Origin of the sequence: Flavobacterium sp. (assembly GCF_044341185.1) — a bacterium.
GTDB lineage: Bacteria > Bacteroidota > Bacteroidia > Flavobacteriales > Flavobacteriaceae > Flavobacterium.
Genome location: NZ_JBIISE010000027.1, coordinates 1 through 15744, shown reverse-complemented (window position 1 = coordinate 15744; position 15744 = coordinate 1). Strand labels below are relative to the sequence as shown.

17 protein-coding genes are annotated in these 15744 nt (G+C 31.2%); 15 read left to right on the top strand and 2 right to left on the bottom strand.

All coding sequences use genetic code 11. The features are described 5' to 3' along the window. Positions 1 to 29 precede the first annotated feature (29 nt). The 11 genes from gcvH (at position 30) to ACIQZ1_RS07095 (ending at position 6893) form a co-directional block, all read left to right on the top strand. A complete protein-coding gene (gcvH, locus tag ACIQZ1_RS07145) occupies positions 30 to 410 on the top strand; it encodes a glycine cleavage system protein GcvH (protein ID WP_396160294.1) in 381 nt (126 codons plus the stop codon). Next, positions 349 to 771 (top strand): VanZ family protein, encoded by a 423-nt coding sequence (locus ACIQZ1_RS07140; protein WP_396160293.1) that lies wholly within the window; start codon positions 349 to 351, stop codon positions 769 to 771. Before gcvH ends, ACIQZ1_RS07140 begins: the two co-directional genes overlap by 62 nt. 35 nt (positions 772 to 806) lie before the next feature. Continuing rightward, positions 807 to 1550 carry a deoxyribose-phosphate aldolase gene (gene deoC, locus ACIQZ1_RS07135; protein ID WP_396160292.1) on the top strand — a complete coding sequence of 248 codons (744 nt, stop codon included), beginning with the start codon at positions 807 to 809 and terminating at the stop codon, positions 1548 to 1550. An 84-nt stretch (positions 1551 to 1634) separates the two neighbouring features. Then, the gene (cyoE, locus tag ACIQZ1_RS07130; RefSeq protein WP_396160291.1) at positions 1635 to 2528 is read left to right on the top strand and encodes a heme o synthase; all 894 of its coding nucleotides are present in this window, start codon (positions 1635 to 1637) and stop codon (positions 2526 to 2528) included. A gap of 64 nt (positions 2529 to 2592) precedes the next feature. Beyond that, positions 2593 to 3177, top strand: a complete 585-nt coding sequence (locus ACIQZ1_RS07125) for a heme-copper oxidase subunit III (RefSeq protein ID WP_396160290.1) — start codon at positions 2593 to 2595, stop codon at positions 3175 to 3177. A gap of 44 nt (positions 3178 to 3221) precedes the next feature. Beyond that, positions 3222 to 4208 (top strand): cytochrome c oxidase subunit 3, encoded by a 987-nt coding sequence (locus tag ACIQZ1_RS07120; RefSeq protein WP_396160289.1) that lies wholly within the window; start codon positions 3222 to 3224, stop codon positions 4206 to 4208. A gap of 22 nt (positions 4209 to 4230) precedes the next feature. Then, on the top strand, positions 4231 to 4581 hold the full coding sequence (locus ACIQZ1_RS07115; protein WP_396160288.1) for a cytochrome C oxidase subunit IV family protein: 351 nt from the start codon (positions 4231 to 4233) through the stop codon (positions 4579 to 4581). An 86-nt stretch (positions 4582 to 4667) separates the two neighbouring features. Next, complete coding sequence (locus ACIQZ1_RS07110; RefSeq protein ID WP_396160287.1) at positions 4668 to 5360, top strand: hypothetical protein; 693 nt, start codon at positions 4668 to 4670, stop codon at positions 5358 to 5360. A 49-nt stretch (positions 5361 to 5409) separates the two neighbouring features. After that, positions 5410 to 6036, top strand: coding sequence for an SCO family protein (locus ACIQZ1_RS07105; RefSeq protein WP_396160286.1), 627 nt, complete (start codon positions 5410 to 5412; stop codon positions 6034 to 6036). A 13-nt stretch (positions 6037 to 6049) separates the two neighbouring features. Then, complete coding sequence (locus ACIQZ1_RS07100; RefSeq protein ID WP_396160285.1) at positions 6050 to 6631, top strand: DUF420 domain-containing protein; 582 nt, start codon at positions 6050 to 6052, stop codon at positions 6629 to 6631. Between the two features lie 103 nt (positions 6632 to 6734). Next, a complete protein-coding gene (locus tag ACIQZ1_RS07095) occupies positions 6735 to 6893 on the top strand; it encodes a hypothetical protein (RefSeq protein WP_396160284.1) in 159 nt (52 codons plus the stop codon). A gap of 34 nt (positions 6894 to 6927) precedes the next feature. Here the strand turns inward: ACIQZ1_RS07095 and ACIQZ1_RS07090 are convergent, their stop codons facing one another. Further along, a complete protein-coding gene (locus tag ACIQZ1_RS07090) occupies positions 6928 to 8319 on the bottom strand; it encodes a DUF4403 family protein (protein ID WP_396160283.1) in 1392 nt (463 codons plus the stop codon). Between the two features lie 155 nt (positions 8320 to 8474). Here ACIQZ1_RS07090 and ACIQZ1_RS07085 point away from each other — a divergent pair, with 155 nt between their 5' ends. The 3 genes from ACIQZ1_RS07085 (at position 8475) to tsaB (ending at position 11912) form a co-directional block, all read left to right on the top strand. Beyond that, positions 8475 to 9836, top strand: a complete 1362-nt coding sequence (locus tag ACIQZ1_RS07085; protein WP_396160282.1) for a TolC family protein — start codon at positions 8475 to 8477, stop codon at positions 9834 to 9836. 4 nt (positions 9837 to 9840) lie between these two features. Then, the gene (locus tag ACIQZ1_RS07080) at positions 9841 to 11166 is read left to right on the top strand and encodes an efflux RND transporter periplasmic adaptor subunit (RefSeq protein WP_396160281.1); all 1326 of its coding nucleotides are present in this window, start codon (positions 9841 to 9843) and stop codon (positions 11164 to 11166) included. 80 nt (positions 11167 to 11246) lie between these two features. Further along, positions 11247 to 11912, top strand: a complete 666-nt coding sequence (gene tsaB / locus ACIQZ1_RS07075; protein WP_396160280.1) for a tRNA (adenosine(37)-N6)-threonylcarbamoyltransferase complex dimerization subunit type 1 TsaB — start codon at positions 11247 to 11249, stop codon at positions 11910 to 11912. Between the two features lie 65 nt (positions 11913 to 11977). Here tsaB and ACIQZ1_RS07070 read toward each other — a convergent pair whose 3' ends face one another. Then, on the bottom strand, positions 11978 to 12874 hold the full coding sequence (locus ACIQZ1_RS07070) for a NifU family protein (RefSeq protein WP_396160279.1): 897 nt from the start codon (positions 12872 to 12874) through the stop codon (positions 11978 to 11980). A gap of 98 nt (positions 12875 to 12972) precedes the next feature. On the opposite strand from ACIQZ1_RS07070, the gene ACIQZ1_RS07065 reads away from it, so the two are divergent. Next, positions 12973 to 15744, top strand: a 2772-nt coding sequence (locus tag ACIQZ1_RS07065) for a choice-of-anchor L domain-containing protein (RefSeq protein WP_396160278.1), incomplete at its 3' end; no start/stop codon positions are given.

Below are 15744 nucleotides of genomic sequence, written 5' to 3'. Positions count from 1 at the left end.
TTTGTCAAAATAAAAACACAATTAATAAGATGAATATACCAGCGAATTTAAAGTACACAAAAGACCACGAATGGGTTTCAATTGATGGCGATGTAGCAACAGTAGGAATTACGGACTTTGCTCAGAAAGAATTAGGAGATATTGTTTATGTTGAAGTTGAAACCTTAGACCAAACATTAACTAAAGATGAAGTTTTTGGAACTGTGGAAGCAGTTAAAACCGTATCAGATTTATTTTTACCATTAAGTGGTGAAATTATAGAATTTAATGACAATTTAGAAAGTAATCCAGAAGCTGTAAATTCTGATCCATATGGTGCAGGATGGATGGTAAAAGTAAAAATATCTGATGCTTCTGAAGCAGCACAATTACTATCAAGTGAAGATTACGCGACACTTATTGGGGCATAATTTTTTTAAAATAAGCGCCATTTTTTGGACACTTCTAATTATTTATTTGTGTTTAAACGATACGCCAAGTTTGCCAATAATACCTTTTGAAAATATAGATAAAATCATACATTTTGTATTCTATTTTGTATTTGTTTTCTTATGGATTATGAGTTTAAATCACATTTCATTACGATATTTTTTTATTGTTCTTTTCATAGCATTTTTGTTAGGAATTAGTATTGAATTTTTACAAGAAAAATATACAAAAAATAGGGCTTTTGATTGGTATGATATTGTTGCAAATGCCTTGGGCGCTATCACCAGTTTTATATTAGTAAAATCTTACCACATAATACAAAACAAAAACATCTCACATTAGTTGAGATGTTTTTTGTTTAATCAATAGATTCTATAATGAATATAAAACACTACTTAGATTCAACGTATTTAAAAACAGCCAAACAAGCTGGCGTTTCTGAAAAAGAAAACAATCAAATTGTCTCTGATTTTATACGTGAAGCAATTGAAGAAAAGTTTTTGTTAGTTATGCTTCGTCCAGATAAAATTATAGATGCTAAGAAGCAATCGGTAGCTGCCGCTTCAAAAGTGTTAATTGGCACCGTAATTGGATTTCCAGAAGGCACTTTTTCTATTGATGAAAAAATAAATGAAGCTAAAATTGCCATTGAAAACGGAGTAGATGAATTGGATTTTGTAATTAATTTTGAAGCCTTTAAATTAGGTAAAATTGATTTAGTAAAACAAGAAGTACTGCAAGGAACAAAATTAGCGTTAGTGCATCGTAAAAAAATTAAGTGGATTATTGAAGTTGCAGCGTTAAATGGCTCGCAAATTATTCAATTGACTTCATTAATAAAAAATGTAGTAGTTGCTAATTTTGCTGAAAAAGACTTTGATTCGGTTTTTGTAAAATCGTCTACGGGATTTTATAAAACATCAAACGGATTGCCAAATGGCGCCACTTTCCCATCAATTATTGCGATGTTGGAAAATGCATTTCCTCTACAAGTGAAAGCATCTGGTGGTATCAAAACAAAAGAAGAAGCACTAGAAATGATACAATTAGGTGTAAAAAGAATTGGAACTTCTGCAGCAAAATCCATTTCAGATGGTGTATTGTATTCTGTAGATTATTAATTAATAAATTTTGAATTTGCTTTACTAAGTATTGCGAAAACCAAAATCTTCTTACTATCTTTGCACTCGATTAAAAATTCACTTTTGAAAACAACTACCGTCACATTAAAATCCATTTTTTTAGATTTTAAAGAAATTACAAAAGCTGGCTTAGCAATAAGTGTAGTGTTTTCTTCTATTGTGGGTTATTTGTTGGGTTTTTCAGACAAACATCCTTTTAGTGTTATCACATTAATATTATTAGCCATTGGCGGCTATTGTATGGTGGGTGCTTCTAATATTTTTAATCAAGTTATAGAAAAAGATTTAGATGCGAAAATGGACAGAACAAAAAATCGTCCAGTACCGTCAGGTCGAATGTCTGTCAATAATGCATTAACTATAGGTTTTGTATTAACGTGTATTGGTTTGGTTGTATTGTATATTATCAATCCAAAAACAGCAATGTTTGGCGCTATTTCTATATTTATGTACGTAAGTTTGTACACACCATTAAAAACATTAACCCCTTTATCTGTTTTTGTAGGTGCTTTTCCAGGTGCTATTCCTTTTATGTTAGGATGGGTTGCAGCTACAGGAAGTTTCGGGATAGAAGCGGGTACGTTGTTTTTAATACAGTTTTTCTGGCAATTTCCACATTTTTGGGCAATAGGTTGGTTTTTATTTGAAGACTACGAAAAAGCAGGGTTTTTTATGTTGCCTACAGGAAAAAGAGATAATAAAACAGCCATTCAAATTATTTTATACACTTTTTGGTTAATGGTTGCATCTATTTTGCCAGTATTTGGTTTTACAGGAGCTTTGCAATTGTCTGTTGCAGCAGCAGTTGTAGTTTTTTTGTTAGGTTGTTGGATGCTATTTTATGCCATAAAATTATTTAAAAATAGAGATGCAAAAACTGCAAAAAAATTAATGTTAGTAAGCGTAACTTACATAACTTTGTTGCAAATTATATATGTAATTGATAAATTTGTATAATTCAAGAAATAAACAACTTAGAACACAAAATTTTTATATTTAAAATGTGTTTAAACAAATAAAAATGAAAAGTAGTTCAGAACAAGAAGCTTACGATAAAAAAGCAAAAACATATAAAATGTTGTTGTATTTTGCAATGATAAGCATAATCATGATTTTTGCAGGATTAACTAGTGCATTTGTGGTTAGTAAACAACGCCCAGATTGGTTAAAAGATTTAGTAATACCTGTTACTTTTACATACAGCACAATACTATTACTGATTAGTAGTATTACTTTTTATTTAGCTAAAAGAGCTATTAAATCTGATAATCATTCTTTAACAAAAGTATATTTATTAATTACTTTAGCATTAGGAATGTCATTTGTCTATCTTCAATTTAAAGGATTTGATTTGTTGTTTAATCAAGGGTTAGTTCCTTTCGGTTCTGCAAGTAAAGTTACAATCTCTTTTTTGTATGCTTTCGTGTTTGTACATGTGGCACATTTGTTTGGAGGTATAATTTCATTAATTTATGTAATTTATAATCATTATAAACAAAAATACAATTCTTCGCAATGCCTTGGTATTGAGCTAAGTGGCATCTATTGGCACTTTATGGATTTTATTTGGGTTTACTTGTTTTTATTTTTCTATTTTTTCAAATAGAAAAAAATCAATAAATTTGGGAACTTTTTAACAATAACTATTATATGAGCGCTACGGTTAATAATGAACACGCTTTAGACGGAGGTCCAGGACCAATGGGAGCCACTTATGGTAAAATGATGATGTGGTTTTTCATCGTATCAGATGCTTTAACCTTTTCAGGTTTTATCGCTGCTTACGGATTTTCTAGATTTAAATTTATCGAAACTTGGCCAATTGCCGATGAGGTATTTACGCACTTTCCATTTTTACACGGTGTAAACGCACCTATGTATTATGTGGCATTGATGACGTTTATCCTTATCTTTTCATCAGTAACGATGGTTATCGCTGTTGATGCAGGTCATAAATTACAAAAAACAAAAGTTGCTGTTTACATGTTACTTACAGTAATTGGTGGTTTTATGTTCTTAGGCTCACAAGCTTGGGAATGGAAAAATTTCATCAAAGGTGAGTATGGTGCTGTAGAAACTGCTGGAGGTTCTATTTTACAATTTGTGAAAGTAGATAAATCTGAAAAAACAGGATATAAAAGAGTAAAATTAGAAGAATTTGCCGCTACTTTGCCTGAAGAAAGAGAGCAGTTAACAAGGGATAAAGGGGTTTGGTTTATGGAAGATGACCACGAATTACCTCAATACTCTGTTAACGAGGTAATGGCTGGATTTAAATCACATCCTGAAATTTTGGTTAGAACAGAATTCATTACAAAGAAAAAAGAAAAAACAGTACTTTCACGTGCTGAATCAGAAACTAAATTGAAAGATGCAATTTTAGTAGTTGAAGGTGCAAGTTTAATTAGAAACGAGTACGGTCATAAGTTATTCGCAGATTTCTTCTTTTTCATTACAGGTTTCCACGGTTTCCACGTATTTTCTGGTGTAATGTTAAATATCTTAGTTTTCTTTAATGTATTGTTAGGTACATATGAAAGAAGAAAAAGTTATGAAATGGTTGAGAAAGTTGGTTTATATTGGCACTTTGTCGATTTAGTATGGGTGTTTGTATTTACATTCTTCTATTTAGTTTAATTTTTAGTAAAAAGAAAATATTATGGCACACGCACATGAATCTAATTTAAAAAGAATCTGGACTGTTTTCGGAATCTTATCTGTCATTACAACTGTTGAAGTTTATTTTGGTATTACAAAACCAGAAGCTTTATTTTTAGGGACATTCATAAGAATGAGTTTATTAAATTGGTTGTTTATCATTTTAACAATCGTAAAAGCATATTATATTATGTGGGCTTTTATGCACTTGGAAGGTGAAAAGAAAAGTTTACGCTGGTCAATTGTAGCCCCGCTAGTATTTCTAATCTTATATTTATGTTTTATTGTATTAGTAGAAGCAGATTATATTTTTGAAGTATTTAAAAACTCACATTACAAATGGATTTTTTAATAATATAAATTATAATAATCCCGTTCCAAATCATATTGGAACGGGATTTTTTTTATCTTTGTAACTCAATAGTTAATTTTACTGAAGTGAAAAAATATATCGTATTAACTGTACTCTTCATATTGCCAATAGTGGCTTACATGTTTTTCGCAACAGCCTCGCACAATTCCTTATTTCTACCAGTTATTTCAAAAAATCATGTTGAACTTTCTACTCAATTTGTTTCTTTGAATGGGGAGAGAGTGGTTTTAGATAAAAACATTACGGTTTTAGGGTTTCCAGGAAGTAATATTGAAGAAGTAAAAGCTAATTTATTTAACTTAAATCAGAAAATTTATAATAAATATGGTGGCTTTAAAGATTTTCAAATGGTAATGATTTTACCAGACGGCAATCAAGATAAAATAAAAGCCATAATGTTGGAGTTTAGAAGACTTTCTAATGATTTAAAAAATTGGCATTTTCTTTTCGGAAAACCGGAAGCTATTGATGCTTATTATGAAACCTTTAAATTTAAAAATAAATTAGATGCATTTACAGGATCTCCTTTTGTATATATTTTAGATAAAGAAAAAAGTTTAAGAGGAAGAAAAGGGCAGAAAATTAAAGGAAAAGTAGAATATAGAGAATGTTATAATACTATTTCTGCTGCAGAATTACACAATGAAATGTCGGATGATGTAAAAATCTTACTTCGTGAATACCGTTTGGCACTAAAAAAGAACAAACGTAAAGATGATTTTAGAGATAAAATTGAACAAGAAGTAATTAATAAGTAATCAGTCAACAGTTTTAAGTGTTCAGTTTAGTGTAAAAATAAATTTCATCATGAAAAAAAACTCATACATCGGAATATCATTTATTGTTTTATTGTTTGGAATTTGGACAGTAAAAGAATTAACGGAAAGATTTAAAGATAGTGGTTTAGAAAAATTAGCTAAAGTGCCTTCTTTTGAATTAACTGACCAAAACGGTAAGAAAATATCAGATAAATCATATTTGGGCAAAGTTTTTGTAGTTGAATTTTTCTTTGCAAATTGCTTAACAATTTGTCCAGTAATGAATAAAAATTTGGTGCAAGTTCAAGATGAATTTTACGGGAATTTAGATTTTGGAATCGCTTCAATAACTATTGATCCAGAACACGACACACCTGCTTTCTTAAAAGAACACGCCAAAATGTTAGGAGTGAAACATCCAAATTGGCATTTTTTAAGCGGTAATTCGGAGTATATTATGAATTTAGCCAACAAAGGTTTTTACATTCAGGCTGGAAAAGACGCAAAAGCACAAGGTGGTTTTGGTCATTCAGGTCAATTTGCGCTTATTGACAAAGAAGGAAACATTCGTAGTAGAAAAGATAAATTCGGCAATCCAATTTTATTTTACGACGGCCTAGAACAATCAGGAATTGATGCTCTAAAACAAGACATAAAATTATTATTAAAAGAATAAAAAAATAACAATCATGGAAAACAATATCGAAACAAAATACAATAAATTAATAACAGCTGTATCTATTATTATTCCAATAGCTGTCGCTGCTTTATTTGGTGTGAATTTAAGAAAATTGGGCTATGATGTAGCGCCTTTGAACTTTTTACCACCTATCTACGCTACTATTAACGGAATTACGGCGGTTTTGTTAGTTGCTGCAGTTTTAGCTATAAAAAACGGTAAAAGAAAACTACATGAATATATAATGAAAACGGCAATTGCTTGTTCCTTAGCCTTTTTATTAATGTATGTGGCGTATCATATGACTTCTATTTCCGCTGTGTTTGGTGATACAAACCATAATTCTATCTTAGAAGAATCAGAAAGAGTAGCAATTGGTTTTGAAAGAATTAATTACTTATTTATTTTAATTACACATATTTCACTTTCAGTAATTATTATTCCTTTAGTATTAATAACGTATGTTCGAGCTTTAGCGTATCGATTTGATAAGCACAAAAAATTAGCCAGAATTACTTTCCCTATTTGGTTATATGTAGCCATTACAGGTGTGGTAGTTTATGTAATGATTTCGCCTTATTATGTTAAGTAAAATTAAGAAAATAGAATATAGAATAATGAATTTAGAAGTTGAGCGTAGTATTTATGTTCTATGTTCTTTATTCTATACTCTATTTTCTCAAAGTCAATGCGCTATGTGTAGAGCTTCACTTCAAAACGAAGCAAATAAATCTGTTGCCGAAGGTGTTAATGACGGAATTGTTTATTTAATGGCAATACCCTATATTTTAGTAGCGGGTGTTTTTTTTGCAGTATGGCGATTAAAACAAAAAAAGAAAGAAGTTATAGAGTAATTTTACTATATACCTAATCCCTTTTTCCTATTAATTATTCCATACCATCAATTGTAATTTTCATTGAGCCTGTTGAAGTAATAAAAGCAACAATGCCGCTTTCGGTAAGTTCCATTTTTTCAAACACAAAATCGTTTAATTTTCCGTTTACAAAAACACCTTTCATTGGTGAGTAATTTGTTAAATAAGGAAGCATACTTTTCTTTCCTTCCTCTAAATTAGGTTGAATAGAATACTTACAACTTTCTTTAATTTTATTCAAAATCACACCTTGTAACAACCAGTTTGCAGTTCGAGTTAAGATGCCTTTTGTATTTAAAACGTAATCCATTTCTTCAAAATAAATTTCTTTAGTTTCTGCATTATATTTTGGAATTCCAGCCAAATAAATCGTTCCATTTACTGATCCAAGCATTTCTAAAGCAATAATCATTTTTCCATCTTTGTACCACAAAGTTACTTTTTGAACGGTGATTTTTCTTTTCCCAGAACCAAATTCTTGTCCAGCAAAATTTTTAGTCATAATCCTACTTGCGCTTTCATAAGTAGAGACTGCCGCTACTGAAGCATTAAAATCTGATGGAATTTTAGCAACCGCTTTAGAAACAATTTTAGTTTTGTCAAATCCGCTTTTTGGTTTTTGTCCTATTAAAGTTTGCATCTGACATTTTAAACCTAAATTCATCGTAATTTTAGAATTACTTAAAACTGCATTTGTACTATATATTTCATTAGGAACCAATTTGAACCAAGTTTCATACGTTTCGTTTGCCATAAAAGGTGTAGAAAGCGTTTCTAAAACCTGAAATACTTGGGTTTTAAAATCGCAACTTTTATTTATTGCCTCATCAATCATCTTGGCTATTTTTCCTTTAAATATTGATAAAGTTGGATTGATAATATACGTAATGGGTACATTTTTACCAGCTACTAAAATACTTGGGCTTTCGTTCCATTCAAAATTGTCAATTTTTGAAGTTGTGTTTAGTTTCCAATTGGCAAAATTGGCTTTGCTACTTAGGGTTATTGTTCCGTTTAAATTTAGTTCTCTTGTATCGTTTAAACCCATAAATTCGGTGCCGTATTTTATTTTTGCCCAAATTTTTAAAGGAATTACCGAAACAATTTCACCGTTTTTTTCTACCAATTTAATATCAGAAGTTTTCCAAATTTTCATTTCTGTTTTATCGTCATTTAAAATGGTATCAGCATAAATTAACCCTTTTACATTTTTATTTAAATGATATTCCACTTCCTTTAAACTCACTTCCATCGGCATAGCAATTAGCGATGTTTTATTGCTGTACACAATTGGTGCATTGTTGCTGGGTTCTGGTTTTAATGCTTCTATTTTTTTTGAAGAACCACAACTAAAGATCCCTAAGCTTATAATGCTATAAAGCAAAATTTTAATTTTTATATTCATAATTAACGATTCTGTAAAACGATTTTAAGAAAAACAAAAAATATAAAAAATATTGTCTTCTGTTTTAAATTATTTCTGGCATAAAAGTAAAATTTTTAATTGTAAAGTGTAACATTTTTAATAAACAATGGTCAAATAGTAAAATAATTATTATAATGAAGTCAGTACAAATCGTTTTGATACTATTTTTTGTGAGTGTTACTTCTTTTGCCCAAGAAAAAAAATGGACATTAAAAGAATGTATTTATTATGCCATAAAAAATAACATTTCCATTAAACAATCGGAATTAGATACGCAAACTACAGCTATTGCTAAAAAAGATGCCATTGGAAATTTTTTACCAAACCTAGCAGCATCTACATCACATTCTTGGAATATTGGTTTAAATCAAAACATTACTACGGGTTTATTAGAAAATCAAACGACGCAATTTACTTCTGCCAATTTAAATGCAAATGTGGATATTTTCAAAGGATTGCAAAACGTAAATCAATTAAGAAAAGCCAATTTAGCTATCATTGCTTCTCAATATCAGCTAACCAAAATGCAAGAAGACATTGCGTTAAACGTAGCCAATGCCTACTTACAGATTTTATTTAATAAAGAAAATTTAAAAGTTCAAACCGAACAAAAGTTACTTAATACAAAACAATATAACAGAACAGTTGAATTAGTGGATGCAGGAAATGTTCCAAAAGGAGATTTATTAGATATTCAAGCTACTATGGCATCCGGAAATCAACGTGTAATTGTAGCAGAAAATGCCTTATTATTGTCTAAATTAAGTTTAGCACAATTATTACAAATAAAAGATTTTCAAAATTTTGATATTTCGGAAGATGACATGCCATCGGTACTATCAACTATTTTGAATGAAACTCCAGAATCGGTAATCGCTAAAGCTAAAGAAACTAGAACAGAACTTAAAATTGCTGAAACAAATTTAGCACTTGCACAGAAAGATATTTCTATCGCAAAAGGAGCTTATTTACCTAGTTTAACCGCGTTTTATGGTTTTAATACCAGAGCATCAAATTCTAACGGATTTGAAATAATTAATGGCGTACCAATTGTAACTAGTCCAAAACCTTTGTTTGATCAGTTTAGCACCAATAAAGGTCAAAATTTTGGTTTATCGCTAAATATTCCAATTTTTAATGGTTTTGCAGTTAGAAATAATGTAGCTCGAACAAAAATTGCTTTGGAGAAAAGTCAATTGGCAAAAGATCAACAAGAATTAGATATTGAGCGTAATGTTTTTACTGCCTATACGGATACAAAAGCCGCAAAAGAAAGTTATGAAGCGGCATTACAAATTGTAAAAGCACGAGAATTAGCCATGCAATACGCAAAAGACAGATACGAAATTGGTATGATGAATATTTTTGACTACAACCAATCTCAAACGGCTTTCGTAAACGCACAATCAGAAGTATTAAGAACCAAATATGATTATATTTTTAGAATTAAAATTTTAGAATTTTATTTCGGAATTCCACTTATAGAAAAACAATAAAACCATGTCTAGAAAAAAATTATTTATCATTTTAGGAAGTGTAGTTGCTGTAATTGTACTATTAATTATTCTTAAAAAATCAGGAAAAATTGGAAATAACGACGACAGTAAAATTGTAGAAGTTTCCAAAGCAGAAACGATGACAATTATTGAAACCGTTTCGGCTACAGGTAAAATTCAACCAGAAGTTGAAATTAAAATTATGCCAGAAGTTTCAGGTGAAATTATTGCTTTAAACGTAAAAGAAGGGCAGGAAGTTAAAAAAGGACAATTGTTGGTAAAAATCAATCCGGACATTTATACTTCTGGAGTAGACCGAACGGTTGCCTCTTTATCAACTTCAAAAGCTGGTGTAAGTCAAGCAGATGCTCAAGTTAAAGAAGCGAAAGCCAATTACGATAGAAATAAAAAATTGTTTGATAAAGGCGTAATTTCTCGTGCTGAATGGGACAGAATTGTTTCTGCTTATGAAGTGGCAGTTGCCAGTAAGCAATCGGCATATTATCAAATGAAATCAGCATCGGCAAATGTAACAGAAGCAACTGACAACTTGAAAAGAACTACTATTTTTGCTCCAGCTGACGGAACCATTTCTAAATTAGATATTGAATTGGGTGAACGTGTTTTAGGACAACAACAAATGGCAGGTACAGAAATGATGCGTATTGCCAACTTAAATAATATGGAAGTTGAAGTTGATGTAAATGAAAATGATATTGTAAAAGTAAGTATTGGCGATTCGGCAAAAATTGAAGTGGATGCTTATTTAAAAAGAAAATTTGATGGTGTAGTTACAAGTATTTCTAACTCAGCTACAACAGGATTAACAGCAGATCAAGTAACGAATTTTAAGGTAAAAGTTCGATTAGTAAAAGAATCGTACCAAGATTTGTTAGAAGGGAAACCAGTTAGTTATTCTCCTTTTAGACCTGGAATGACGGCTACTGTTGATATCGAAACAAAAAGAAGTACAAATGTTTTAGCAGTTCCAATTAGTGCTATCGTAATTAAAGATGATACTACATCAACCAAAAAAGACATTGTAGCCGAAATTGAAAAAGAAGAAGCAGAGAAAAAAGGAAAAGCACCTAAAAAAGATATTAAATTCGAATGTGTTTTTGTAAAAGTTGGCGATAAAGCCAAAATTAGAGTCGTAAAAACTGGAATTCAAGACGATACAAATATTGAAATTTTATCAGGTTTGAAAAAAGGTGACGAAATAATTATCGGACCGTACACTTTAGTTTCAAAAGACTTATTGCCAAATGATAAAGTAAGATTAGAAACCAAATCTGACCAAGATAAGAAAGCAAAAGAACAAAAAAGTTAGTTAAAACAGTTTTGATTTTAGAAAAGGCACAAGAAATTGTGTCTTTTTTTGTTTCTTTGTGTATTAAATATAAAATAAAAATGGCTTTAATTCTGAATATAGAAACCGCTACAAAAAATTGCTCAGTTGCTTTATCAAAAGACGGTAAAACGCTTGCAATAAGAGAAATAGCAGAACAAAATTTTTCTCACGCTGAAAAATTGCATGTTTTTATTGAGGAACTTCTTTTAGAAACCAATGTAACATTTAAAGATGTAAAAGCTGTAGCTGTTAGTCAAGGACCAGGCTCGTACACGGGTTTGCGAATTGGTGTTTCTGCTGCAAAAGGATTGTGTTATGCGTTATCAATTCCGTTAATAGCTGTTGATACTTTAGAAATTTTGGCAAGAAAAATCCAAATATCGTCAGGAATAATTTTACCTATGATTGATGCCAGAAGATTAGAAGTTTATTGTGCATTCTTTGATAGCAATTATGCTAAAATTAGAGAAACTAAAACAGAAATTATTGATGAAAATTCGTTTAAAGAGGAAACAGAAATAATACATTTAATTGGCGATGGCGCAATTAAATTTAAAGAAATTTTAACGGATAAAAAATTTAAATATTATCCTGAAATTCAATTCCCATCTGCTGCTGAAATGAGTTTAATTTCTTTCCAAAAATTTAAAAATAACCAATTTGAAGATGTGGCTTATTTTGAACCTTTTTATTTAAAAGATTTTGTTTTGATTACTAAAAAATAAATTTTTAACATTAAAAAGGGCTGTTTACATTATATAAGCAGCCCTTTTTTTATTTTCTGAAAAAATTAGCCATTCATAGCTTCAACTATAATTGAATTATTTTTTAACATATCGCGTAACATATTTTCAATTCCATTTTTTAATGTAAATGTAGACGATGGACAACCGCTACAAGCACCTTGAAGTGTAACTTTTACAACATTTGTGCTTTCGTCAAACGAGTTAAAGGTTATATTTCCTCCGTCACTTTGAACAGCAGGTTTTACATATTCTTCCAAAATATTTATGATTTGTTGTGAGGTAACATCTAAATTATCAAAAAAATCTTCTTGTTTAATTTTGAAATTATCCGTTTTTTCAATTAAACTTTCGTCAACAACTAAATCGGTTTGTTCTAAATATTGTTTTAAAAAAGTTCTTAATTCCAGCGTGATATCATTCCATTCAGCAATGTCGTATTTTGTAATTGAAATGTAATTTTCATCAATAAAAACTTCTTTTACAAAGGGGAAACTAAATAAATCTTTAGCTAAAGGAGATGCTTTTGTTTCATCTATGTTTTTACATTCAACTGCAGTATTTGTAAGTTTTTTATTTGCTACAAATTTAGTAACCGCAGGGTTTGGTGTAGATTCAGCATAAATCGTAATTGGATTTTTTTTCGCAGCTATATCTTCAATAATAATTTGGCCGCCTTTTGCTATAAAATCCTCGATTTGTTGTGCCACTTCTTCTTGAACATCTTCCCATTCCACTATTGAAAATTTTTCAATCGCAATAAAATTTCCTGAAATGTAAACTGATTTTACAAACGGAAGAAAAAATAATTGCTTTGCTAAAGGTGAATTCGCAGTTTCATCAATGTTTTTAAATTCAAAATTTTGATTTCTTGTTATGAAATCTTCTAATTCAAATTTTACAATTGATTGATTATTTGTGCTTTTTATCGATATTTTACTCATTTTTTTTCAATTTTTTTACAAAGATATAAACATTCATTAAAGTAAAGTTATATATTTGAAGATTATAATTTTGTTAACACAATTACATTACATACAAAATGAAAAAAATTACAATATCTATTTTTTTACAATTTTTTAGTGGGATATTATTTTCACAATCAATAAATGTAAATACTACTACTTATTCTATTTCTCAGTTAGTTCAGAATGTATTAATTGATTCTCCTTGTGCTCAAGTTAGTAATTTTACCACTCAAGGTAACTGTGGAATTGGTTATTTCTCATATGGAGGTTCACCAGCAAGTTTCCCTTTTCAAGATGGTGTAATTATTAGATGTGGTGTTGCTACTAATTCTTCAGGAAGTTTTACTGATACAAATCTTTCCAGTGCTTGTCCAGGTGCTACCGGAGATGCTCAACTTTTAGCTATAAGTCAAGCAAATGGTAACACAGGTAGCATTAACGATGCTTCTTTTGTAAAATTTAATTTTACACCTTTTACAGATAATTTTAGTTTCAATTTTATATTTGCATCAAATGAATATGGAACCTACCAATGTGGTTTTAGTGATGTTTTTGCATTTATTTTAACTGATGTTACAACCGGGGTTACAACTCCACCTCAAAATTTAGCAGTAATTCCTGGAACAACAACTCCTGTTTCTGTTACAAATATTCGAAATAGTGCATATAATGCTGCTTGTGCCTCTGTAAATCCTACTTATTTTTCAGTATTTTCTTCAAGTATACCTGCGGCTACTACTGTGATGAATATGAGAGGATATACAGTTCCAATGACAGCCTCTGCAACGGTTATTCCTAATCATAATTATACTATTAAATTGGTAATTGGAGATTATAATGACACGGCATTTGATTCTGCTGTTTTTATCGAAGGTGGAAGTTTTAATGTTGGTGTAGCTAATTTAACTTATCCTATAGGATTAGGAGGTGCTTATACGCAAGATATGTTGGTTTCAAATGGTCAAGCTGTTTGCCCGGGTCAAACTAGAGTAATTAGTACAGGTTTAAATGCTGCTAATTTTGATTTTGTTTGGACTAAAAACGGAGTAAATTTGAATATTGATGCGCCTTCTATTACTGTTAGTTCACCAGGTACATATTGCGTAAGCGCAAGCGTTACAGGCGGAGGTGCTTGTTCGCAAACAGATTGTATCGTTGTCGAATATTTTACAGGTTTTCCAATTAATCAAACTCCCCCAAATTTGGTTGTTTGTAGCTCACCTGCAAATTTAACCACCCAAAATAGCATTATTTTAGCTGGTTTAGATCCAAATATTCATGATGTGCAATATTATTATACTATGGCTGATGCACTAGCTGAAAACAATCCAATTACTGCTCCAATAGCAATAGCTTTAGGGGTCACTATTCCAATAGTGGCTAGAGTAACAAATATATTCGCGGCTTGTCCAGAATTTGCAACATTTAATGTAACTTACATTGATAATAATACTGTAACAACGCCGTCATCAACTCCAACATTATGTCAGAATGCGCCTTTAACAGCAATAACTCATACTACAACTGGAGCTACTGGTATTGGAGTAGCAACAGGACTTCCAGCTGGCGTTACTGCTTCATGGACATCGAATACTATTACCATTACAGGCACACCATCAGCCTCAGGAACATTTAATTATACCATTCCATTAACTGGAGGATGTGGTATTGTAAATGCTACAGGAACCATTACTGTCACTCCAGCAAATACGGTTACGGTTGCTTCATCTACTCCAACATTATGTTCAACAACTACTTTAACACCAATTACTCATATTACAACAGGTGCTACCGGAATTGCAATTTCTACTTCTAATTATGGTTTACCATCAGGAGTTACAGCCACTTGGGCATCGAATACCATTACAATTAGTGGGATTCCTACTGAAATTGGTACTTTTAATTATTCTATTCCATTAACTGGAAATTGTGGTTCTGTAAATGCTACAGGAACAATTACAGTTATTTCATTTAATACAGTTACCGCAGGAATCACTAATCCTATATTTTGTTTAAATACACCATTAACAGCTATTACCCATACTACTGGAGGCGCTACAGGTATTGGAACACCAACTGGATTTCCAGCAGGTGTTACGGCTTCATGGTTAGCAAACACGATTACTATTAGTGGCACACCAACAGCATCAGGAACATTTGCTTACACGATTCCTTTAACAGGCGGATGTGGTACGGTAAATGCAACAGGTACTATTGAAATTAATGTGGATAATACTGTTACGGCGGCTTCTTCTATACCAGCATTATGTACAAATGTTACATTAACTCCTATAACTCACACTACTACAGGCGCAACAGGTATTGGAACACCAACTGGACTTCCAGTAGGCGTTACAGCTACTTGGGTATCAGATACAATTACTATTAGTGGTACACCAACGGCTTCAGGAACTTTTAACTATAGTATTCCCTTAACAGGCGGATGTGGTACTGTAAATGCAACAGGTACTATTACTGTAACTACAGCTAACACAGTTACTGCGGCAACTTCTACACCAACAATATGTTTAAGTAATTCTTTAACACCAATATCTCATACTACAACAGGCGCAACAGGTATCGGAGTAGCAACAGGACTACCAACAGGCGTTATCGCTTCATGGGCAGCAAATACGATTACCATTAGTGGAACCCCAACAAGTACTGGAATGTTTAATTATAGTATTCCTTTAACGGGTGGTTGTGGAGGAATTGCAACAGGAACGATTACTGTAAATCCAGACAATACGGTTTCAGCACCTTCTACAACCCCAACACTTTGTATTAATTCGGCTTTAACAGCAATCACACATACTACAACTGGAGCTACTGGTATTGGAGTAGCA